The sequence below is a fragment of the Haloarcula taiwanensis genome, assembly GCA_002844335.1.
In the GTDB taxonomy this organism is placed as follows: Archaea; Halobacteriota; Halobacteria; order Halobacteriales; family Haloarculaceae; genus Haloarcula; species Haloarcula taiwanensis.
Window position 1 is genome coordinate 289299 of sequence record CP019154.1, and the last position, 19855, is coordinate 309153.

The window sequence follows — 19855 nt, forward strand, 5'->3', positions numbered from 1 at the left end:
CTCACAGCTTTCGTCTGTTGTTCTCCCGACCTGAGGGGCGGAGCAGAGCCGTTTTTGTATACGAGACGTAACTCTGGGTCAGCATGACCACTGCCGAGGATGTCGCCGGGAACCCCTACATCTCCGATCCGCGGACCGAGTTCGAGTCCGTCGAGGACGTGGACGCCGAGACCGCTCGCGAGCAAGCCGCCCAGTTGCGCGAGGCCATTCGCTATCACGACTACCGGTACTACGTGCAAAACGACCCGGTCATCGGCGACCGGGCCTACGACGCGCTGTTTACCCGGCTCCAGTCGCTCGAATCGGTGTTCGACCTCGACACCGACGGCAGTCCGACCCAGCGCGTCGGCGGCGAGCCGCTGGACGAACTCCCCGACGTCGAACACGTCGCTCGGATGGGCTCTATCGATCAGGGTGGCGACGAAGCGGACGTGCGGGAGTTCGACGAGCGGGTTCGAGACGGACTCGACACCGATGAGGTGCAGTATTTCTGCGAGCCGAAGTTCGACGGCCTCTCCGTTGAGGTCGTCTACGAGGGCGGCGTCTACCAGCGGGCCGCCACCCGCGGCGACGGCGAGGTCGGCGAGGACGTGACCGAGAACGTCCGCACCATCGCCGCCGTCCCCCAGCGCCTGCGCGGCGACTGCCCCGAGTATCTGGCCGTCCGCGGCGAGGTGTACATCCCGCGGGACGCCTTCACGGCGTTCAACCGCGAGCGCGTCGAGCGCGGGGAGGACCCCTTCGCCAACCCGCGCAACGCCGCCGCCGGGACGCTCCGCCAGCTCGACCCGTCGGTGACCGCCGAGCGCCCGCTGTCGGTGTTCTTCTTCGGCGTCCTCGATGCCTCCGTCGACTTCGAGAGCCACAGCGAGATGCACGAGCGGTTCCCCGAGTGGGGGCTGCGGGTCTGTGACCGGACGGGCGTCGTCGGGGACATCGACGCCGCTATCGACTACCGCGACGCGCAACTCGACGCCCGCGACGACCTCGACTACGAAATCGACGGCGTCGTTATCAAGGTCGATGACATCGCCGCCTGCGACGAACTCGGGTCGACCTCCCGCGCCCCGCGCTGGGCGTTCGCCTACAAGTTCCCGGCCCGCAAGGAGGAGACCACCGTCCGGGACATCGTCGTCCAGGTCGGCCGGACCGGGCGGCTCACCCCCGTCGCGCTCATGGACCCCGTCGAAGTCGGCGGCGTCACCGTCTCGCGGGCGTCGCTGCACAACCCCTCGCTCGTCGCCGACCTCGGCGTCGACGTGGGTGACCGCGTCCGCATCAAGCGGGCCGGCGACGTCATCCCGGATGTCGTCGAAGTGCTCGACGACGACGGCGACGGCCACTTCGAGTTCCCAGAGACCTGCCCGGCCTGTGACAGCCCGGTCGAGCGCGACGGCCCGATGGCGTTCTGTACCGGCGGCCTCACCTGTCCCGCCCAGCGCGAGCGCAGCGTCGAGCACTACGCCAGCCGCGATGCGCTGGACATCGAGGGCCTGGGCGAGAAGGCCGTCCAGCAACTCCTCGACGCTGGCCTCGTCTCCGACCCGGCGGACCTCTACGAACTCACTGTCGAGGATCTCACCGATTTGGAGGGGTGGGGCGAGACGAGCGCGACGAACCTCGTCGACAAGATGGACGCCGCCCGTGAGCCGCCGCTCGCGGACTTCCTCGTCGCCCTGGGCATCCCCGAGGTGGGATCGGTCACGGCCCGGAACCTCGCCCGGGAGTTCGGCACCTTCGAGGCGATACTGGAGGCCGCCGACGAGGGCGACACCGACGCCTTCGAGGCCGTGCCAGACGTGGGACCGACAGTTGCCCGCTCCATCGTGGAGTTCTTCGAGGGCGCGGGCAACCGTGCCGTCATCGACCGCTTGCTCGACCACGTCGACCCGCAGGCCGCCGAGGAGACGGGCGGCGACGCTCTGGACGGCCAGACGTTCGTTTTCACTGGCACACTCGACGGCTACACCCGCAGCGACGCACAGGAACTGGTCGAACGCAACGGCGGGTCGGCGACGACCAGCGTCTCCGGCAACACTGACTATCTGGTGCTCGGTGACAATCCCGGCCAGCGAAAACAGGATGATGCGGCCGAACACGATGTAGCAACACTCAGCGAAGCCGAATTCGAGGAGCTGTTGGCCGAGACCAGCGTGTTGTGAGGGTGGCGGTTGAACTGCAGACCGGCCCTCTGTGGTGTGGACGCTGGTTGTGGTATCGAATGCTGCTGGACCTTGTCTAGAGCACTTCGAAGTGACTCTTTTCCGACCGCGTCTCGTGCAGTAGCTGGAACAGTTGCCTGAAGAGGTGATTCGATGATTCGATTTGCGTGTCCGGTTTGTAGTGCCAGTGTGCGTACGCCCCGAGACTTCTGAACCGACCGTTCAGCGCATGCGTGAACTTGAACACCGGCTGCGTCCCGAACGAATTGATGAGCTCTGTCATATTATCTATACAAATGGTGAGATTGTCAACTGATTTATCGAGGTCAGTTAGTATGTCGTCAATCTCTTTCGCAAGCCCGTTCAGGTCGGCCGACGTGAGTTCTGTGACTCCCAACGGCCCGTCGATAAAATCCCCATCGCTGACGACGTCTTCTGCTGGAAGCTGCGCTGTCATGTTGGGTGTGAGGATTTCGAGTCGCTGTGGCCAGTCCCCAACATTGTGACGCCACGCCTTGAGTTTCAGCGCCGGTGACTTCGTAACAATAAGCACGCCTGTGTTAGCGGACCCGTTCACACTAAGATGCCGAACACACGCATCCTGTGCCTGATCGCTATCTGGTGTCTCATGCAAGAGAAGGCTGCCGCCCGCTTGGCGCTGGTGGCTTCGAATCCGACGGACCAGGTCCCGGCGTGTCCCTGCCACGGCCGCGAAATCGCAGTGATTACAGGTCCACTCTGGAGGCACAGTAGTATGTCACCTTTTTCGAATAATACTGTTGTGTTACTGGCCGTTCAGAGGTCCTTGTTCTCGAAGACGTAGTAGCCGGCGACCAGCGGGACGACCAGCCACAGCAGGAGATAGCCGATAACCGCGACAGTGCTGTACTGGGGCGGTAAGGCGGCGTTGGCACACTCGGCACCGGCCTGTGTCACTTCGAGCGTTCCACCCAGCATTTCCTCACACGTCACCTGCGGGTTCGACGTCAGAAGGAGCCGCGAGCGGATCGGCGAGCCCTGTAGTACCTCTTTGACGAGCGTGCGGTACGCCGCAATGGGGCTCAGCAGCGAAACGAACAGCTCGACGTGTAGCTGGGTCACTTGGTCGATGTTCGCGTGGTCCGACAGCAGGTTCCCGAGGCCGGCTCCGAGGTTCGACCAGAACACCTGCAGGTACACGTAGATTCCGAGCGATGCCGCCATCGCCCGGCGAGCGGTCTTTAGCGCCGCCGAGAGGCCGATAGCGAACGCCGTGAACACAACGCCGTATGTCATCGTGGCGAGCGCGAACAGCAGGAACGATTCCCACGCGATTTCGATTTCCGACGGGAGCAACACGAGCAGGGTCGTCAGGAACCCGACCGTCACCGGGATGAGCGTGATGGCGCTCCGGCCGACGAACTTGCCGGCGAGCAGTTCGCCGCGCGTGTACGGGAGCGACAGCAGTATCTTCAGAGAGCCGCGCTCGCTCTCGCGGGCAATCGCCGCGTAGCCGATGACGATTGCCACAGCGGGGAGCAGCGGTGCCGCAATCGGCAGCGCAAAGCGGACGTACGCGTCTGTCGTCAGCGACGCCCCGGCTTCGGCGAACTGCTGGCCGATGTTGAAATACAGGCCCAGCACCGCCGGCAGGGCGAACAGCACGATGAAGATGAGCGAGAGCACCCAGATCCACGGCGAGCGGACCGTGTCCCGGAACTCCTTTTTCGAGATGGGGTACCAGTCGGCGAACTCGGAGTTCTTGATGCTCGTATCGATGTCTCCGAGGAAGCGCTTGACGGGGTTCTGCTCGGCACTCATGCGTCGGCCTCCGCGCGATCTTGGTCTTGCTGCTCGGTGTAGGCGGCGAACACCTCATCGAGCGAGGCCTCCTCGGTCTCGAAGTTGGCGACCTCGCTCCCGCTTTCCTCGACAGCGTTAAGAACGGCCATCTTCGCGTCGCTGTCACAGCCGACAGTGAGCGTCGTTCCGTCCGCGGTTACCGTCGACACCTCGTCAAGGCCCTCGATAGCCGTGACCGCGGCGTCGGTGCCGTCGCCGTCAGCCAGTGTCACGCGGAGGACGGTATCTCCGGCAGCGGCCTCGCGAAGCCCGGAAACGCTGTCTTTCGCGATGAGGCGGCCGTTCTGGAGAATACCGACCGTGTCACAGACGGCCTCAACCTGACCGAGGATGTGACTGGAGAAGAAGACAGTCGCGCCGCGCTCGTTCTCCTCGCGGATGATTTCACGCATTAGCCGTGCTCCGTTCGGGTCTAGTCCGGTCGTCGGCTCATCGAGGATGAGGAGGTCGGGCTTGCCGACGAGCGCCATCGCCAGCACGAGGCGCTGTTGCATCCCCTTGGAGTAGCCGCCGGCCTTGCGGTCGAGGGCGTCGGCGATGCCGACCCGTTCGGCCAGTGCATCGGCGTCTTCGTCGGCATCTTTCGATTCGATGACAAAGGAGAGGTGTTGCCGACCGGTGAGCCGGTCGTACACGTCGTAGCCTTCGGGGAGGACTCCAGTGCGGGCACGGATTCGCTTCGGTTCTTCGTGGATGTCGTGGCCGAGCACCGTCGCCGACCCGTCGGTCGCGCGGACGAAATCAAGGAGGATGTTGATCGTCGTCGACTTCCCGGCCCCGTTCGGGCCGAGGAAGCCGAAGATTTCGCCCTCCTCGACGGTGAGGTCGACCCCTTGCAGCGCGGTGAGACTCCCGAACTGCTTGGTGACGCCATCCAGTTCTATCGCTGCCATACGGCCGGTTTGTGACGGCCGCGTGTATAGTCTTTCGTGTTCCAAATATCAATCAAAAAACTCGATAGACGGGCCGTAGCTGTCGAAACGCTCGCTTACACTTCGGCGTCGGGGTCGTGGCGCTCGGCCATCCGCTGGGCCTCCGTGGCGTAGCGCTCCTGTGTCTCCTCGTCGGTGACGGGTTCGAGTCGGTCGGGTTCGACGTCGATGGCCGCCGTGATCCGCTTGCGCCTGAGCAGGTTCGGCGAGAGCTGCTTGGTCAGGTGGCGGTCGCCGTCCGGGGGCGCGTAGATGAGTGTCACCATGCGCTCATCGCCGTAACTGGAGCGTTCGACCAGCCAGCACTGGACCGTCTCCTCGTCGTCGGTCATTGCCGTGTCGTTTGCGTGCCGGCGGTTTATATCTTACAACCCCCTCTCACATCGCAATCTCGAACTGCCGTCAGCGGGTCACGTTCAGTCCCTGCTCGATGCCCGCGGTGTACGTCTCGTCGATGTCGATTGCGGTCCCGGCGTTGCGAACCGTGTTCGTCGCGACCACACCCGCGTCGCCAGACCGGAGTCGGATGCCGGCCGCCGAGGCGTCGCTGACTGTGTTGCCCGTGATGGTGAAACTGTACGGGCGCTTCGCAGTTCGTGCGTCGGTGTTGTCCGCATCCGCTGGAACCGTGCGAGCAAGGATGCCGACCGGACAGTTGTCGACCTGATTGCCCGTGATGGTGATATCCGACGATCGGGCTTCGGGGGTCCCGGCTACCTCGTCCCGGAGATGCGTCTCCTTGTACTCGATCTCGATGCCCGCCTCGCCGCCGGGGTCGGGTGCAAACTCGGTCAGGTCTCGACAGACATTCCCGACGATGGTTCCGTGCTGGGCCGGCGAACACGCGATGAGGCTGTGGCCGCCGTCGACGGCGACGTTCCCGATGACGGCGAAGTTCGCCACATTGTACGGGGCGATGTTGTTGAATTTCACGCCAACGACGCGGTTACCGGCGACGACAACGTCGCTTGACTGCCGGAGGTCCCGGGCGCTGCCGGTCGGTGCGGCCCGGCTGGTGATACCGTACCAGTTCGGATCGACAACCTCGTTGTGTTCAACCGTCACACCAGTACACCGCGTGAACGACAGGGCCATCTGGAAACCGCTCACCGTCCGGTTGCGAGCGATATAGACGCCGTCGCACTGATCGGCCTGAATCGCCTGATTATTCAGTTGCGTCCCGTCGGCGTCGAACTCGATGTCGGTGATGGCAGTGTTATCACCGCGCACGCGGATGAGGTCGTGGCCGGCCGGTAGCGGGTTCGACTGGGATTCAGACGGCGCGGGGTCCTCAGCTGTGCCCGTCTGCGAGACAACGAAACGGGTTCCCTGCTGTCCGATCAATGCGGTGTTGTCGCCCATCGTTGCCGGGCCGCCAAAGCGGAAGCTGTCGGCGCTAGCCATAACGGCCCCGCCGCTGTCAGGCACGTTGTCGAAGGCATACTGGAACGCTTCATCGGCAGTCCCGCCGGTCGAGAACGCGACACCGCCGCTGCCGTCAAGCACCAGATACTCTGTCCCATTGCCGTTCCCGTTCGACTGGCCTGCTCCGGTCGTGACGAGATAGGCCGCTCCTACTCCCGCCAGCCCAGCGCCCGCCTGTGCCCGTCCGGCTCCGCTGAACAGTCCGATACCGGCTGCAGCACCGATACTCGACAGCACGGACCGACGTGTCGCCTGCCAGCCCGACTGCTGTGACCCAGTCCCACCGCCGTTTGTGTCAGTTGTCATCCACGTACGGCTGCCCGGCCGCTCGCAATAACCGCTTATAATAGCGGTCTGAATCATACGTACCGGTCAATACCTGAACTGTCCGGCACAGCTACCGCTGATTGGTGAGCTATTTATTGTCGACGTAGCGTCCAGACGACAGAACAAGACGCCAGGCCGCACCCGCCCCGCCGCTGACAGCAGATTTATGCCGACAGCGCCGGGACGATACGATAATCCGACGTGGGCTCCGACGACTCGCCGTTCGACGACGTATCGGCAGACCGGGACTACCTCCGTGTCCTCCTCACTGCTGTGTGTGTCGTCGCTGTGGTGCTGGCGACGGCGACGCTCCCGGTTCTGGCACCCGGTGGGACACAGAGCCCGCTGGAGTCTCTTATTCCGCTTCCCCAGGAGAATCCGTTCGGTGAGGCTGGCGGGACCGCAGCCGGCGGCAGCGGCGGCCAGCTCGGCGCGCTGAACCCGGGGAGCCAGACCAGTGTTGGCGGCTCGCTTGGCGGCGGCGACAGTCCGTACCAGTCACAGAACACGGACCCGCATTTCACCGTCACGAGTTCGGAACCGGCGTACTGGCGGACTGGCGCGTACGAGACGTACACCGGGACGGGCTGGGACGGGCGTGCGGACCCGCAGGCCTATCAGGGACCGATGGCGGTCGACGGGATGGCCGACTCGACGGTCGATTACGAGGTGCAACTGGCCAAGTCCGCCACGTCGCTGCCGACCGTCTGGCGGCCGAAATCAGTGTCTCGGGACGACGTGATGGTCACCGAGTACGGCGCGGTCACGTCCGAGCGACCGCTTCCTGCCGGAACGACATATAGCGCGACCAGCGTAACGGCTCCCGACGACCCAGCGGTACTTCGTACGAGCGGCCGGGATTACCCCGACACCGTCGAATCGCGCTACACGGGCGTCCCGGCGTCGACCTCGGCACAGGTGGGGCCGTTTACTGACCGACTGACCGAGGACAGCGATTCGCCCTACGAGACGGCAGCGACCATCGAGCAGTGGCTGGAGGCGAACAAGAACTACTCGCTAAACGTCAGTCAGCCGCCCGAGGACGACGTGGCCTCGGAGTTCATCTTCCAGATGGACGAGGGGTACTGCGAGTACTTCGCCACGTCGATGGTGGTGATGCTGCGGAGTCAGGACATCCCGGCGCGCTACGTCGTCGGCTACTCCACTGGCGAGCGGACCGGCCAGAACCAGTACACCGTTCGCGGAATGAACGCCCACGCGTGGGTCGAGGTGTACTTCGAGGGCGTCGGCTGGGTGAAGTTTGACCCGACGCCGGGGCAGGAGCGTCTGGAATCCGAACAGCAGGCGATGCAAAACAGTAGTCAGGCCTACAGCGCATCGGAGTCCGGAAGTCCCGACGAGGAGTTCGCCGTCGGAACACCGACGGGCGAGACGCAAACCGAAGCCCCGACTGGCGATGAACAGGCGGCAGAGAGCGATGGAGTCGAGGGCACTGAGACGGGTGCAAACGGGGCCCGTGACGGCGACGAAACCGGCGACTCGGGCGACGGACAGACTGTCTCGCAGTCCGGCGAGTTCGTCATCGAACTCAATCGGACGGCGACGCCGGGCGCGGCGGTGGCCGCGACGGTGACACGCGACGGCGCCCCGGTCGAGGGCGCGATGGTCGCGTTCAACGGTGACCCGGTCGGAACGACAGGTCCGGACGGCACTGTTTCCGGGACCGTCCCTTACGAAGCCGAGCTGACGATTTCCGTTGAGGCACCCAGCAACGAGGAATCACTTGTCGCTCCCTCGGTCCCGCGTGACAGTGCTCGCGCCTTCGCCGTGGCCGGCCCGCAGGCCCAGCAGTCGACAAACGCGAGCTACGAACTGAACACGACCGCGTCGGTGAGTATCACCGGCGAACAGGTCACCGGCGGCGAGGTGACCGTCACTGCGACCGTCGACGGCGTGCCGGTGCGGGACGGGGATGTCCTGCTCAGTGGCGAGCAGGTGGCAACGACGGACCGGCAGGGGCGGGCAACGGTCACGCTCCCGACTGAACCCGGCAACGTCTCCGTTGCCGTCGAGCGCGACGCCGTCAGCGGTAACACAACTGTCGTGCTTGAGCGGCTCTCCGTAGCAACGTCGCCGTCGCTCCCGTTGGCCGTGCCCGTCGCTGGCCAGACGGTGAACGCGACGATGGGCGGGGACCCGGTCCCGAACGCCACAGTTGCCCTCGGCGGGGAGCCGACAGCACGCACCGGTGCGGCCGGTCGGGCAACCGTCGGGATGCCGGTCGCGGCAAGCGCCGAAATTTCCGTCTCGAAGTACGGACAGACGGCCACGACGACCGTTGGTGGTCTGTTCGTCAACGCCGCGGGCGTCGTCGGCGCTCTCGGTGTCCTCGTTGCCGGAACGGTCGTCGGCGCTCGGCGGCGGAACGTCACGCCGGGGACGCTCTGGGACTGGGTACGGGCCGTACGCGAACTTGCTGTCGGGGCGCTTGTCGGCGTTGCGGTAGTGGCCGATGACTTACTGGGCCGTTTCCGAACACGACTCGAACTCACTGTCACGGCGCTCCGTGACCTGCTCGCCGGCCACCGGTCGCCGGCGACACTGCTCGACGCGTTGCGAGCGTGGATTTCTGAACGACTCTCAGCAGCCGAAGACGCAGCCAGCGATGCGGTGGCGGTTGTCTCCACGACTGCATCCAACGAGGGCGACGGAACGCCTGCGGCTCGCGTCACCATCCGCGAAGCGTGGACGCGCTTCCTGACCCACGTTTCCCTTCGGCGGTACTGGACACGGACACCCGGTGAAATCGCGACCCACGCAATCGAACGCGACGGTCTCCCGCCGGCTGCGGTTCGGACGGTCCGGGATGCGTTCCGGGCGGTCGAGTACGGCCAGCGGGACCCACAGGAACACGTCGCGGCCGTCGAGGACGCGATCCGGACCATAGAGACGGCTGCCGGACAGCAGTCCAGTACGACCGACGACGCTGACGACGCAACGGAGGGGCAGGCCTGATGCGCCTCCGAACGGTCGTCTTCGGGACTGTGGGGCTGCTGGCGACCGCTGTCGCAGCCTCCCTTCTGTTTGCGCCGACGGCCGCCGGCGAGTCGCTGGTCGCCGTGGTCGGGAGTGTCGCCCCGACGACCGCCCTTCTCACTGGAAGTCTAACTGTGGGCCTCTGTGCGGTCCTCGCCGGCTGGCTCGGCGGGCTTCTCGGCGGTAGCTCGCCGACTACCTTCGACGTGGCCCTCGACAGTCCACCGGAAGACGTGACAGCGACGGAGAGCCGGCTGTTCGCCGCTGACATCGACGCGGCTATCGACGACGCCGTCGCTGGCGACGACGCGGCGATGGACACGGTTACCGAGCGACTTACCGCGGCAGCAACGACGGCCTATGCCATTGGAGCCGGCGTCTCGCAGGCGTCCGCCCATCAGGCAGTCCGTGCGGGGACGTGGACCGACGACGCCGTCGTGGCGGCGCTGCTCGCTCCCGACGAACCGCAGTCGCTGCTGGCCCGGCTCCGCCTGTGGCTCGACCCGGAGAGCGAGCGCCGCCGCCGCATCCGCCGGACCGTCGACGCTATCGAGCAGGTGTCTGGAGGTGAGCGCTGACGATGCACCGCCGCGTGCGGCGCTGGAGTGGCGGCCTCGCAGCCGCGCTGTTTCTCGTTAGCGTCTCGCTTCTGACCGCCGAGCCGCTGTTGCTCGCGGCGACCGCAATCCCGCTCATCTACGTCGCGTACGGCGCGCTCTCGCGGCTCCCGGCGGGAACTGACCTGCAAGCGACACGGTCCGTCTCCGACGCCCAGCCGACGCCGGGCGAACCGGTTACGGTCGAGCTCACACTCGCGAACACTGGCGGCAGTTCGCTGACCGACGTGCGGGTCATCGACGGCGTGCCCGAGGAACTGGCCGTCGTCGAGGGGTCCCCGCGGCTCTGTACCTCGCTGCGGCCCGACGAGAGCGTGACGCTGTCGTACGCCGTGATGGCAAAGCGGGGGACCTACACGTTCGACGCCGCCGCGGTGCGGGTGCGGACGCTGTCTGCCAGCGACGAGGTGACTGTCGACCTGACAGTGGCCGGCGACGGGACGCTGACCTGCTCGAACACCGTTTCCGAAGTCCCGATGGCCGACGCCACGCTCCCGCGGGCGGGCACACTCCCGACAGACACCGGCGGGAGCGGCCTGGAGTTCCACTCGACGCGGAGCTACCAGCCCGGCGACCCGGTCAACCGCATCGACTGGCGGCGCTACGCAAAGACCGACGAGCTGACCACCGTCGACTACCGCGAGGAACAGGCCGTCAGGACGGTGCTGGTCGTGGACGCGCGGCCGCCGGCCCGGGTGACGCCGGAGCCGGGGTACCCGACCGGAGCCGAACTATCGGCGTACGCGGCCGAGCGTCTGTTCGACGCGCTCTCCCGGACTAGCGTCGTCGCAAGCGTCTGTGCCGTCGGACTGGCCGAAGAAGATGTCCCCGGCGGGCTCGGGCCGGACGGGCTGGCGTGGGTCGACGCCTCGGGCGGTCACGCGGCTGCCCACGCGAGACAGATATTCGACAGCGTGGGCCGCGCCGCGGCCCGGCAGTCGGACGGCGAGACGGCCGATGACGCCGACGCGTCCGAGGACGGGCGACCACAGCAGTCCCGGGGCGAAGCGGCGAAGGTGACGACGGCTGACGGTGGCACCATCGAGGACCCGGCCCTGCTCGCCGTGCTCGCCCGACTCCCGCCGACCGCGCAGGTGGTCGTGTTCTCACCGGCCGCCGACGACTGGCCCGTCTCGCTGGTGTCGTCGCTCGCGGTCCGTGAGTACCCGACGACGCTCGTCAGTCCGTCGCTGGCCCGCGGCGACTCGCTTGGCGCGGCTGTCGCGAGTACCGAACGCGCCGCCCGCCTCCAGCGAGCCGAACTGTCCCGCGCGACCGTTATCGACTGGGACCTCGACAGCCCAATCGACGTGGCGCTTCGCGCCTCGCTTGCGGACCTGTTCAGCGTGTAACAATGGACACTCACACCACACTTCCGACCCGAATGCCCTGGACAAGCCTCGCCATCGTCGTCGGCGTGACGGCGTTACTGGTGGCGGCACTGCTGGAAACCGTGTCAGCCCATCGGGCCGCACTCGTCGGTGTGGCCACCGGCGTGTTGCTGGCGCTGTCCCTGTGGCTGAACGGCTGGGACCGCTGGCAGGCAGTCGGAACCGTTCTGGCTAGCCTTCTCGCCCTGCCGGTCGCCGTCGGGCTTTCCGTTGCCACTGGCGGCACAGTTGTCTCACTCGGTGCCGAACTGTTCCCTGCCCCCTCGCAGGCTGGCGTCCGACCGGCAGTCGTCACGCTCCTGTCGCAGGTGTTCGTCGTCCTCGGTTGTCTGACCGCTGTCTTCGGCGCGACCGCGGCTACCCGCGGTGTCGTCGACACTGAGCGGGTGGAGACCTACGGTGGCGTCGTCGTTCGGACGACCGCCGTACCGTTCGCTGTTGGCCTTGTGCTGTTTGCGCGTGGTGCCGTCGACTTCCTGCAGTCCAACGCCGGGACGCCGGGTATCCAGCAACTGACCGGCGAACTGCTCACACGGGTGCTGGACCCGATTTTCGACCCGGTCCCCGGGCGGACCCATATCACCATCTTCAGCCTGTTGCTCGCCCTCGCCGCCGCGGCACTGGCCCGCGGACTCGACGCCTTGCCGTTTTCCGAACTCGTCCCGGAAACGAGCGATGCGCCCGATGTCGACAGGGCCGTCGCCGCCGTCGAACGAACGCTCCGGTGGACGGGCCGACTCGCCCTGCTGGTCGCGCCGGTCGCCGGCCTGTTCGAACTGGGTCTCGGTCAGGAGTCATTAGCCGGACTGCTCCCGGTCGGGCTGTACGAACTCATCGTCGCAATCACAGCCGCACCGGGCCTTCGCGGCCTCCTCTGGTGGCTGTTCCTTATCGGGACGGTCGCCACAGTGGCTGTCTGGTTCCTCCGGCGGACGGTCCAGAGTTCGGCCGACCGCGTGGGGACCGTCCTCGCACCGTACGTCGGCGGCGGCGTCATCGCGCTGGCCGCGGTTGCGGTCGCGGGGCCGGCAGTCGATGCTCTCGAGACGGCGCTCCGGACGACGCCGGCCGCGCCGGCTGTCGAACAGTTCCTCGTTCCGATACTGGACGTGTACGGTCCGGAGACGGTCACGCTGGCGCTGGCCGTGGTGGCGCTGTTTTTGGCCATCGGCGTGACCGGACAGCTGTGGCTGGCGCTGGCGACGAATTACCTGCGTGCGCGGACGGCCGGCGTCACGCTCGCCGCGGCCGGTCTGTTCGGTGCAAGCGCGTTCGCCGCGACGCTTTCGACGCCGACGTGGCTGGTGCTCGGAGGTCTGGTCGGTGCCGTCGTCGTCTGGGACGCCGGGGCATTCGGGACGACGCTGAGACACGAGGCCGGTACCGGGGCCGCGACGCGCCGCACCGAACTCGTTCACACCGGCGGAACTGTCGGGGTAGGCGGCGTCGGTGCGGCGGCGACGCTGGGTCTCTCCGCCGTCGCCCGTGGTTCGATAGCTGTCGAGCCGTCGGTCGCCGTAGCCGGCCTCGTCGTCTGTCTCGTCGCCGTGTTGGCGCTGGTGGCTGCGATACGGTAGGCCCGCACCGAACAATCCATTGTGGTGTGGTGACAAGCCAGCAGTATGACTGACTGGTCTCCGCTGGGCCGAGCCAGAGCCAACGCGACGGAACTCGCCTCGCTGGGGGTCACCGGCTTCTGGCTCGTTGCTCTTTTTACCGGGCAGGAGTGGTGGCTCGCGGCGCTGCTCGTCGGATATGTCGTGGTCGTCCCGCTGACCGAACTGCTGTACGGTGAGCCGGACGAGGCGGAGGAAGATATCGAGGGAGCGGACTCAGCGCCGTCAAGCGATGCCAGTGACGAGTCACCGCTGGAGCGACTGCGCCGCCGGTACGCCGAGGGGAAACTGACCGACGAGCAGTTCGAGCGGAAACTGGGGCGGCTGCTGGAGACGGAGACACTGGAGGGCGTCGAGGACGCGACTCGGGACGAGTCGGAACGGGAGTTCGAGCGGAACTGAGGAGGTGTAGCGTCGCCGGTCGGTGTCGTTCTCACTCCGAGCGGGTGCCGGGCATCGATTTCTCCCGGTGAAAGCTATGGATTCCACCGCCAATCCTGCTGAGTCAGTGGGCGGCCATCGACGACAGGACGTTGAGGCAGTAGACGCCGGCGACGATGAGTGCGATCCCGACGACACCAACCGGGTCGACCGGTTCGTCGAACACGACGGTTCCGATGGCCGCGACACCGACGATACCCAATGCGGCCCACGTCCCGTAGACGACGCCGATGGGGAGTTCCTCTAAGGTCAGCGAGACGAGGTAGAACGCCGCGCCGTAGCCAAGGACGACGCCGAGGCTGGGAACGGGATTCGAGAACCCCTCTGAGAGCTTGAGCGCGGTCGTTCCGAGTAGCTCCGAGGCGATTGCGGCCCCGAGCAACACGTACGGATTCATACTGAGAACGCCGGCTGGCGGGGGAATGAACGTACTGAAACGCCCCGCCACTTTCGGTGTGTTTCGGCCGCTCGGCGGCTCTGGCGGCGCTGGCGGTGGCAGGGAACCCACACGGGGGCGCTCCTCGCGCCGACCGCACCCGCGTCGAGGCCGGTCCTGTGAATCTTTGTACCGGCCGCTCGACCACCCGACGATGACCGAACTGGCCGAACTCGGGCTCTCGAACTACGAGGAGACGGCGTATCGGACGCTGCTGGTGACCGGTGCGGTGTCCGCGAGCGATCTCTCCGACGCGAGCGGCGTCCCTCGGGGACGGATCTACGACGTCCTCAACGGCCTCGAAGCCCGCGGGATAGTCCAGACCCAGCCGACCGACCCGACGCGGTACACCCCCGTCGACCCGGAGACGGTCGTCGACAGGCTACTCGCGGAGCGGACCCGCGAACTGGCGTCGGAGCTCGATCGGTACCGGTCCGTCGCCGCGTCCGTCAGGGCGGACCTCCTGCCCACACCGCCCGTCGACAGCAGTTTCTGGCTCGGATCGCTCGGAAGCGAGGAGATGCGGGCGGCGATGAGACGGCACGTCAGGACCGCCCGAGAGCACGTCCGGGCGACCGTCGGTCCGCCGTACGAGCGCGCGTCGTGGGAGACGTTCCAGACTGAGGTTGACGCGTTTCTCGACGGCGTGGACAACGGTGTACGGGTCGATCTGCTCTGTAGCGAGGCGGTACTCGACGTGCTTCCCGAGTCGTTCCCCGACCTGCTCGCCGACCGCAACGCGGCGGTCCGGGCGGTGCCGACGGTCGGGGTCTCCTTCGACGTGATCGACGCCGCGGCGGTGACGGTCGACGTTCCGGATCCGCTCTCGCCCGCTGACAGGCTCGGCGTGGTCGGGATCACCGATTCGGAGGTCGCGGCGGCGTTCGAGGCCCGCTTCGAGCGACTGTGGGCCGAGGCGGAGCCGCTGCTGGGGCGGTAATCCGGAACCGACCGGCGGTGCCCGGTCTCAGCGGCCGGGGCTGACTGCGGGCACCTCGACGCGGTCAAGCACGTCCTCGACGACGGTCGCCGGGTCGACCCCGCGAACGCCCGCGTCGGCGGTCAGGACGAGTCGGTGGGCGAACGCCTCCTCGACGACGCTCTTGACGTCGTCGGGGACAGCGTAGTCGCGGCCGTCGAGGACCGCGGCGGCGCGAGTAGCCTCGAACAGCCGCTGGATGCCACGTGGGGAGACGCCGACCTCGACGCGGTCGTCCTCGCGGGTGGCCCGGCCGAGCTCGACGACGTAGTCCCGGAGCGTGCCGTCGACGGTGACCGATTCGACTGTCCGCTGGAGCGCCGGCAGGCGCTCGCCGTCGATGACGCTGGTGACGCTCGGAGCCTGTGCTGTCCGGTCTGCCCGCCGGTCGATGAGTTCGCGTTCGCCGCCGAAGTCGGGGTAGCCCATCGACGTTTTGACGATGAAGCGGTCCCGCTGGGCCTCGGGCAGGCCGAAGGTCCCTTCTTGTTCGACGGGGTTCTGCGTGGCGATGACGAAGAACGGGTCGGGGAGGTCGTGGGTCACGCCGTCGACGGTCACCTGCTTCTCGCCCATCGCTTCGAGCAGCGCGGCCTGCGTCTTGGGCGGCGCGCGGTTGATCTCGTCGGCCAGCACGACGTTGGCGAAGACGGGGCCGGGCTGGAAGTCGAACTCGCCGGTGGCCTCGTTGAACACGTTCGAGCCGGTGATGTCCGACGGCAGCAGGTCCGGCGTGAACTGCACCCGCTTGAAAGAGAGGTCCAGCGCCGTCGCGAACGACTGGGCGGTGAGCGTCTTCCCCGTGCCTGGCACGTCTTCCAGCAGGACGTGCCCCCGAGCGAGAATCCCGGTCATGACGGTTTCGAGGAAGCGGTCGTCGGCGATGACGGCACTGCCGACGGCGTCGAGAATCTGTCGGCTGGTTCGTCCGGCAGTGTCGTGGTCCATACCGGCGTGTAGATAGCCACCGACAAATACCCTCTCCCTCGGTTCCACTGGCCGGCGGGCCGATACCGTGCTATCCTATCACAATAAGAGAGTATTGCCGTAACTATGAGTTATAGATAGCTAGAGATATATGCATACTGCACATGACCGACGACTACGGATTCGGGACGCGCTGTGTCCATGCCGGCCAGGAGGAGCCGGACCCGGCGACGGGGGCACGCGCGCCGCCAATCTATCAGACCTCGTCGTACGTCTTCGAGGACGCCGACACCGCGGCCGACCGGTACGCGCTGGATGACGACGGCAACGTCTACTCGCGGTTCGACAACCCCACTGTCAGGATGCTCGAAAGCCGCATCGCTTCCCTCGAAAACGCCGTCGACGCCGTCGCGACGGGGTCAGGGATGGCCGCGCTCGACGCCGGGACGTTCGTCCTCGCGGCCAACGGCGACAACATCGTGACGGCCTCCTCCATCTACGGCGGCACGCACTCGTACTTCTCGAAGGCCGCCAGTCGGCGGGGCATCGAGACGCGGTTCGTCGACACGCTCGACCCGGACGCCTACGCCGAGGCCATCGACGAGGACACGGCCTACGTCCACTTCGAGACCATCGGCAATCCCTCGCTCGTGGTCCCGCCGATGGAGGAAATATCCGAGGTGGCGCACGACCGCGGCGTGCCCGTCTTCGTCGACAACACGTTCGGGACGCCAGCGCTCTGTAACCCGCTCGACCACGGCGTCGACCTCCTCTGGGAGTCGACGACGAAGTGGATCCACGGCTCCGGGACGACCGTCGGCGGCGTCCTCGTCGACGGCGGTTCGTTCCCCTGGGACGAGTACCCCGAGAAGTTCCCGGAACTGGGCGGCGAGAACGAGGCCTTCGGCAAGAACTTCTCCGAGGCCTTCGGTGACCGCGCGTTCTCCGTCGCTGCCCGCCAGCGCGCCCTCCGCTCGCTGGGCGACGGCCAGAAGCCCTTCGACGCGTGGGCGACGCTCCAGGGTGCTGAGACGCTCTCCCTGCGGATGGAACGCCACTGCGAGAACGCGATGACCGTCGCACAGCACCTTCAGGACCACCCCGAGGTCGCCTGGGTCACCTATCCCGGGCTGGAGAGCCACGAGACCCACGACCTGGCACAGCAGTACCTCTCCGGCGGGTTCGGCGGCATCGTCACCTTCGGGCTGGAGGACGGCTACGACGCCGGCCGACGGTTCTGCGAGGAGACGGACCTCGCCCAGTTCCTCGCCAACATCGGCGACGCGAAGACGCTGGTCATCCACCCCGCCTCGACCACCCACGCCCAGCTCAGCGAGGCGGAACAGCGCGCCAGCGGCGTCACGCCGGACCTCCTCCGGTTCAGCGTCGGCATCGAGGACTCAGCGGACATCATCGCAGACATCGACGAGGCAATCGAACGAGTCACATGAACGTCGAACACAACACCCTCTCGCTGGGCGAGTTCGAGTTCGACTGCGGGGAAACGATTCCTGATCTGGAAATCACATACGAGGCCTACGGGGAGTTCGACGGCGACAACGCGGTGCTGGTCTGTCACGCCCTGACCGGCAGCGCACACGTCGCCGGCCGCGACCGCGTCGACAGCGCCGACCAGGCCCGCGCCTGGTGGGACGACATCGTCGGGCCGGGCAAGGCCATCGACACCACGGAGTACTACGTCGTCTGTGCGAACGTCCCGGGCTCGTGCTACGGCTCGACGGGCCCGAAAAGCGAGAACCCGGAGACGGGCGAGCCCTACGGCACGGACTTCCCGCCGGTCACTGTCACGGACTGGACCGAGGCCCAGCGCGCCCTGCTCGACGAACTCGGCATTCCGCACCTCCACGCCGTCGTCGGCGGTAGCGTCGGCGGCATGAACGTCATCGAGTGGGCCAAACGCCACCCGGACCACGTCGACCGCATCGTTCCCATCGCCGCGGCCGCGCGACTGGACACGCAGTGCCTCTCGCTCGACGCCATCGCCCGCCGGGCCATCACGACCGACCCGAACTGGAACCAGGGCCACTACTACGGCGAGGACGACGAGCCACCAAGCGACGGGCTGGCGTTAGCCCGCCAACTGGGCCATGTGATGTACCTCTCGAAGGCGTCGATGGAGCGCCGCTTCGGCCGCCGCGCCGCCGGCCGGGACGCCGTCCGCACGTTCCCCACCGACGCTGCGGGCGCGTTCTTCCCGTACCGTGACGTGGAGTCGTACCTCGATTACAACGCCGAGAAGTTCACCGAGCGCTTCGACGCCAACAGCTACCTCTACCTGACGCGGGCGATGGACAACTACGACCTCGCCGCCGGATTCGAGTCCGACGCGGACGCGCTGGCGGCCTTCGACGGCGACGCGCTGGTGATGTCTTTCACCGCCGACTGGCACTTCACCACTCAGCAGGCCGAGGCGCTGGCTGATTCGCTCCGGGAAGCCGGCGCGAACGTCGCCCACCATGTCATCGACTCCGACCACGGCCACGACGCCTTCCTCGTCGAACCGGACAACGTCGGGCCGCCGCTCGCGGACTTCCTCGCTGCTGGTGTCGACGGCAACGCCGTCACCGACTCGGTGGTCGAGGACAGTCAGGAGAGCGATTTCGCACCCGTCCACAACAGCCTGTTCTCGCGGTAGCGACGCTGGCGTGCCGTCTGTCAGCCCGCGGGCTTGCTGACCCCACGATTCGGCTCGTCGATCATGCAATTCCTGATTCGCGGTAGCATTTAACACATCTCGGACCGACTAGCTCTATGTATGGCTGACATGACCACGAACATCGAAAGCGAGGAGTATTCGTTCGGACAGACGGTGTACGACGGGGACGGTAACGAACTCGGGACTATCCGCGGATTCGACGAACACGGGTTCTACGTCACAGTCGAAGACGGCATCGAGGCGATGTCGAGCGAGCACTTGCGCGCCGGGGCCGCGGGCGAGGCCGAACTGATGTGGCGCTGCTGGGAGTGTGGCGAAATGGGCCAGATAGCGGACATCCCCGACGAATGCCCGTCCTGCAACGCGCCAAAAGAGGACATCTACTACTGGCAGGAGGATTGACGGACCGGTGGCTGTCTGGACCCACCGACCACAAATGTGGGCCTACGCCTGCTCGAATCGCTCGGCGACGGCCGGTCCGACTGTCTCTTGCACTGTCTCGGCGGCCGACGGCGGGAGCGAGAACCGGAGCGTCGTCCAGTCGAGTTCGAGGATCGCCTGCCCGTCTTCGTCACCGATGACCACGTACACCAGCGTGCCGCCGTAGACCCGCGCCAGCGCGTCGAACGTTTCTGGCGTCATCGGCACCGTTCCGGTCGTGTGCGTATCGGTAGCCGAAACGTCGGTGTGGCCCGCGAGCGTCTCGACAGCGAACCGCTCGTGCTGTGGGGTGTCTCGCCGCCCGACACCGAGGTGGACGAACGCTTTTTCAGGAGACCGCGGTGACGCGTCCAACACCGCTGCGAGCACGTCTAGCCCGACCGCTTCGTCCGGTTCGGACAGTTCGAACCGCTGTGTGGTCTCCTCCTGTGGCCAGGTCGGCCCCGGTTCGGCGCCGCCACCGATCCCCTCCCACGCCGTGACAATCGTCTCGGTCAGTTGGTCGATACCAATCTCGTCGATGGCCCGGACTACCGCCTCGGCGTCGTCGGAGTCGCCCATGCCCACTCGTTCGTCACTCGCGGCCAAGTGCGTGCTGATTTCGCCTGCCGGTGATGGGTTTTTGTCCCGGCCGTCCCTGTGAGA

Annotated in this window: 18 protein-coding genes; 10 read left to right on the forward strand and 8 right to left on the reverse strand. The window is 66.6% G+C overall.

Annotated elements, in window-relative coordinates; all coding sequences use genetic code 11:
* Nucleotides 1-83: 83 nt before the first annotated feature.
* Nucleotides 84-2162: a DNA ligase (NAD(+)) LigA gene (ligA, locus tag BVU17_01470; GenBank protein AUG46250.1), complete on the forward strand. Its 2079-nt coding sequence runs from the start codon at nucleotides 84-86 to the stop codon at nucleotides 2160-2162.
* A gap of 76 nt (nucleotides 2163-2238) precedes the next feature.
* On the opposite strand, the gene BVU17_01475 is transcribed toward ligA, so the two are convergent.
* The 5 genes from BVU17_01475 to BVU17_01495 form a co-directional block, all read right to left on the reverse strand.
* Nucleotides 2239-2715 (reverse strand): hypothetical protein, encoded by a 477-nt coding sequence (locus BVU17_01475; protein AUG46251.1) that lies wholly within the window; start codon nucleotides 2713-2715, stop codon nucleotides 2239-2241.
* A 242-nt stretch (nucleotides 2716-2957) separates the two neighbouring features.
* A complete protein-coding gene (locus BVU17_01480) occupies nucleotides 2958-3962 on the reverse strand; it encodes a copper ABC transporter permease (GenBank protein ID AUG46252.1) in 1005 nt (334 codons plus the stop codon).
* Entirely contained in the window at nucleotides 3959-4897 is a 939-nt protein-coding gene (locus BVU17_01485) for a copper ABC transporter ATP-binding protein (protein AUG46253.1), read from the reverse strand. The genes BVU17_01480 and BVU17_01485 overlap by 4 nt, the downstream gene beginning before the upstream one ends.
* Before the next feature lie 95 nt (nucleotides 4898-4992).
* Nucleotides 4993-5268, reverse strand: coding sequence for a hypothetical protein (locus tag BVU17_01490; protein ID AUG46254.1), 276 nt, complete (start codon nucleotides 5266-5268; stop codon nucleotides 4993-4995).
* 70 nt (nucleotides 5269-5338) lie between these two features.
* Nucleotides 5339-6667 carry a hypothetical protein gene (locus BVU17_01495; protein ID AUG46255.1) on the reverse strand — a complete coding sequence of 443 codons (1329 nt, stop codon included), beginning with the start codon at nucleotides 6665-6667 and terminating at the stop codon, nucleotides 5339-5341.
* A 222-nt stretch (nucleotides 6668-6889) separates the two neighbouring features.
* On the opposite strand from BVU17_01495, the gene BVU17_01500 reads away from it, so the two are divergent.
* Genes BVU17_01500 through BVU17_01520 form a run of 5 tightly spaced genes read left to right on the forward strand, consistent with a single transcriptional unit; the run spans nucleotide 6890 to nucleotide 13711 of the window.
* Complete coding sequence (locus tag BVU17_01500) at nucleotides 6890-9664, forward strand: hypothetical protein (protein AUG46256.1); 2775 nt, start codon at nucleotides 6890-6892, stop codon at nucleotides 9662-9664.
* Complete coding sequence (locus tag BVU17_01505; protein ID AUG46257.1) at nucleotides 9664-10263, forward strand: hypothetical protein; 600 nt, start codon at nucleotides 9664-9666, stop codon at nucleotides 10261-10263. Before BVU17_01500 ends, BVU17_01505 begins: the two co-directional genes overlap by 1 nt.
* Nucleotides 10264-10265: 2 nt before the next feature.
* Complete coding sequence (locus BVU17_01510) at nucleotides 10266-11654, forward strand: hypothetical protein (GenBank protein AUG46258.1); 1389 nt, start codon at nucleotides 10266-10268, stop codon at nucleotides 11652-11654.
* Between the two features lie 2 nt (nucleotides 11655-11656).
* Nucleotides 11657-13270: a hypothetical protein gene (locus BVU17_01515; protein ID AUG46259.1), complete on the forward strand. Its 1614-nt coding sequence runs from the start codon at nucleotides 11657-11659 to the stop codon at nucleotides 13268-13270.
* Between the two features lie 45 nt (nucleotides 13271-13315).
* Nucleotides 13316-13711, forward strand: coding sequence for a hypothetical protein (locus tag BVU17_01520; GenBank protein AUG46260.1), 396 nt, complete (start codon nucleotides 13316-13318; stop codon nucleotides 13709-13711).
* Between the two features lie 103 nt (nucleotides 13712-13814).
* Here the strand turns inward: BVU17_01520 and BVU17_01525 are convergent, their stop codons facing one another.
* The gene (locus BVU17_01525; protein AUG46261.1) at nucleotides 13815-14147 is read right to left on the reverse strand and encodes a QacE family quaternary ammonium compound efflux SMR transporter; all 333 of its coding nucleotides are present in this window, start codon (nucleotides 14145-14147) and stop codon (nucleotides 13815-13817) included.
* 193 nt (nucleotides 14148-14340) lie between these two features.
* Between BVU17_01525 and BVU17_01530 the strand changes: the two genes are divergently transcribed.
* The gene (locus BVU17_01530) at nucleotides 14341-15126 is read left to right on the forward strand and encodes a TrmB family transcriptional regulator (protein AUG46262.1); all 786 of its coding nucleotides are present in this window, start codon (nucleotides 14341-14343) and stop codon (nucleotides 15124-15126) included.
* 27 nt (nucleotides 15127-15153) lie between these two features.
* Here the strand turns inward: BVU17_01530 and BVU17_01535 are convergent, their stop codons facing one another.
* Nucleotides 15154-16113: an ATPase gene (locus BVU17_01535; GenBank protein ID AUG46263.1), complete on the reverse strand. Its 960-nt coding sequence runs from the start codon at nucleotides 16111-16113 to the stop codon at nucleotides 15154-15156.
* A 143-nt stretch (nucleotides 16114-16256) separates the two neighbouring features.
* Between BVU17_01535 and BVU17_01540 the strand changes: the two genes are divergently transcribed.
* From BVU17_01540 to BVU17_01550, 3 genes are all read left to right on the forward strand, one after another.
* Nucleotides 16257-17543 (forward strand): O-acetyl-L-homoserine sulfhydrolase, encoded by a 1287-nt coding sequence (locus tag BVU17_01540; GenBank protein ID AUG46264.1) that lies wholly within the window; start codon nucleotides 16257-16259, stop codon nucleotides 17541-17543.
* Nucleotides 17540-18748 (forward strand): homoserine O-acetyltransferase, encoded by a 1209-nt coding sequence (locus BVU17_01545; protein ID AUG46265.1) that lies wholly within the window; start codon nucleotides 17540-17542, stop codon nucleotides 18746-18748. The genes BVU17_01540 and BVU17_01545 overlap by 4 nt, the downstream gene beginning before the upstream one ends.
* A 120-nt stretch (nucleotides 18749-18868) precedes the next feature.
* Nucleotides 18869-19171, forward strand: coding sequence for a hypothetical protein (locus BVU17_01550; protein AUG46266.1), 303 nt, complete (start codon nucleotides 18869-18871; stop codon nucleotides 19169-19171).
* Nucleotides 19172-19213: 42 nt separating this feature from the next.
* On the opposite strand, the gene BVU17_01555 is transcribed toward BVU17_01550, so the two are convergent.
* Nucleotides 19214-19771 carry a hypothetical protein gene (locus BVU17_01555; GenBank protein ID AUG46267.1) on the reverse strand — a complete coding sequence of 186 codons (558 nt, stop codon included), beginning with the start codon at nucleotides 19769-19771 and terminating at the stop codon, nucleotides 19214-19216.
* Nucleotides 19772-19855: the final 84 nt, after the last annotated feature.

What these genes read in the sequence shown, in the direction of transcription:
- ligA (AUG46250.1), top strand. Translation starts at nt 84, where the DNA reads ATGACCACTGCCGAGGATGTCGCCGGGAACCCCTACATCTCCGATCCG.
- BVU17_01545 (AUG46265.1), top strand. Translation starts at nt 17,540, where the DNA reads ATGAACGTCGAACACAACACCCTCTCGCTGGGCGAGTTCGAGTTCGAC.
- BVU17_01510 (AUG46258.1), top strand. Translation starts at nt 10,266, where the DNA reads ATGCACCGCCGCGTGCGGCGCTGGAGTGGCGGCCTCGCAGCCGCGCTG.
- BVU17_01505 (AUG46257.1), top strand. Translation starts at nt 9,664, where the DNA reads ATGCGCCTCCGAACGGTCGTCTTCGGGACTGTGGGGCTGCTGGCGACC.
- BVU17_01515 (AUG46259.1), top strand. Translation starts at nt 11,657, where the DNA reads ATGGACACTCACACCACACTTCCGACCCGAATGCCCTGGACAAGCCTC.
- BVU17_01540 (AUG46264.1), top strand. Translation starts at nt 16,257, where the DNA reads ATGACCGACGACTACGGATTCGGGACGCGCTGTGTCCATGCCGGCCAG.
- BVU17_01555 (AUG46267.1), bottom strand. Translation starts at nt 19,771, where the DNA reads ATGGGCGACTCCGACGACGCCGAGGCGGTAGTCCGGGCCATCGACGAG.
- BVU17_01535 (AUG46263.1), bottom strand. Translation starts at nt 16,113, where the DNA reads ATGGACCACGACACTGCCGGACGAACCAGCCGACAGATTCTCGACGCC.
- BVU17_01495 (AUG46255.1), bottom strand. Translation starts at nt 6,667, where the DNA reads ATGACAACTGACACAAACGGCGGTGGGACTGGGTCACAGCAGTCGGGC.
- BVU17_01485 (AUG46253.1), bottom strand. Translation starts at nt 4,897, where the DNA reads ATGGCAGCGATAGAACTGGATGGCGTCACCAAGCAGTTCGGGAGTCTC.
- BVU17_01530 (AUG46262.1), top strand. Translation starts at nt 14,341, where the DNA reads ATGACCGAACTGGCCGAACTCGGGCTCTCGAACTACGAGGAGACGGCG.
- BVU17_01480 (AUG46252.1), bottom strand. Translation starts at nt 3,962, where the DNA reads ATGAGTGCCGAGCAGAACCCCGTCAAGCGCTTCCTCGGAGACATCGAT.
- BVU17_01520 (AUG46260.1), top strand. Translation starts at nt 13,316, where the DNA reads ATGACTGACTGGTCTCCGCTGGGCCGAGCCAGAGCCAACGCGACGGAA.
- BVU17_01525 (AUG46261.1), bottom strand. Translation starts at nt 14,147, where the DNA reads ATGAATCCGTACGTGTTGCTCGGGGCCGCAATCGCCTCGGAGCTACTC.
- BVU17_01550 (AUG46266.1), top strand. Translation starts at nt 18,869, where the DNA reads ATGGCTGACATGACCACGAACATCGAAAGCGAGGAGTATTCGTTCGGA.
- BVU17_01490 (AUG46254.1), bottom strand. Translation starts at nt 5,268, where the DNA reads ATGACCGACGACGAGGAGACGGTCCAGTGCTGGCTGGTCGAACGCTCC.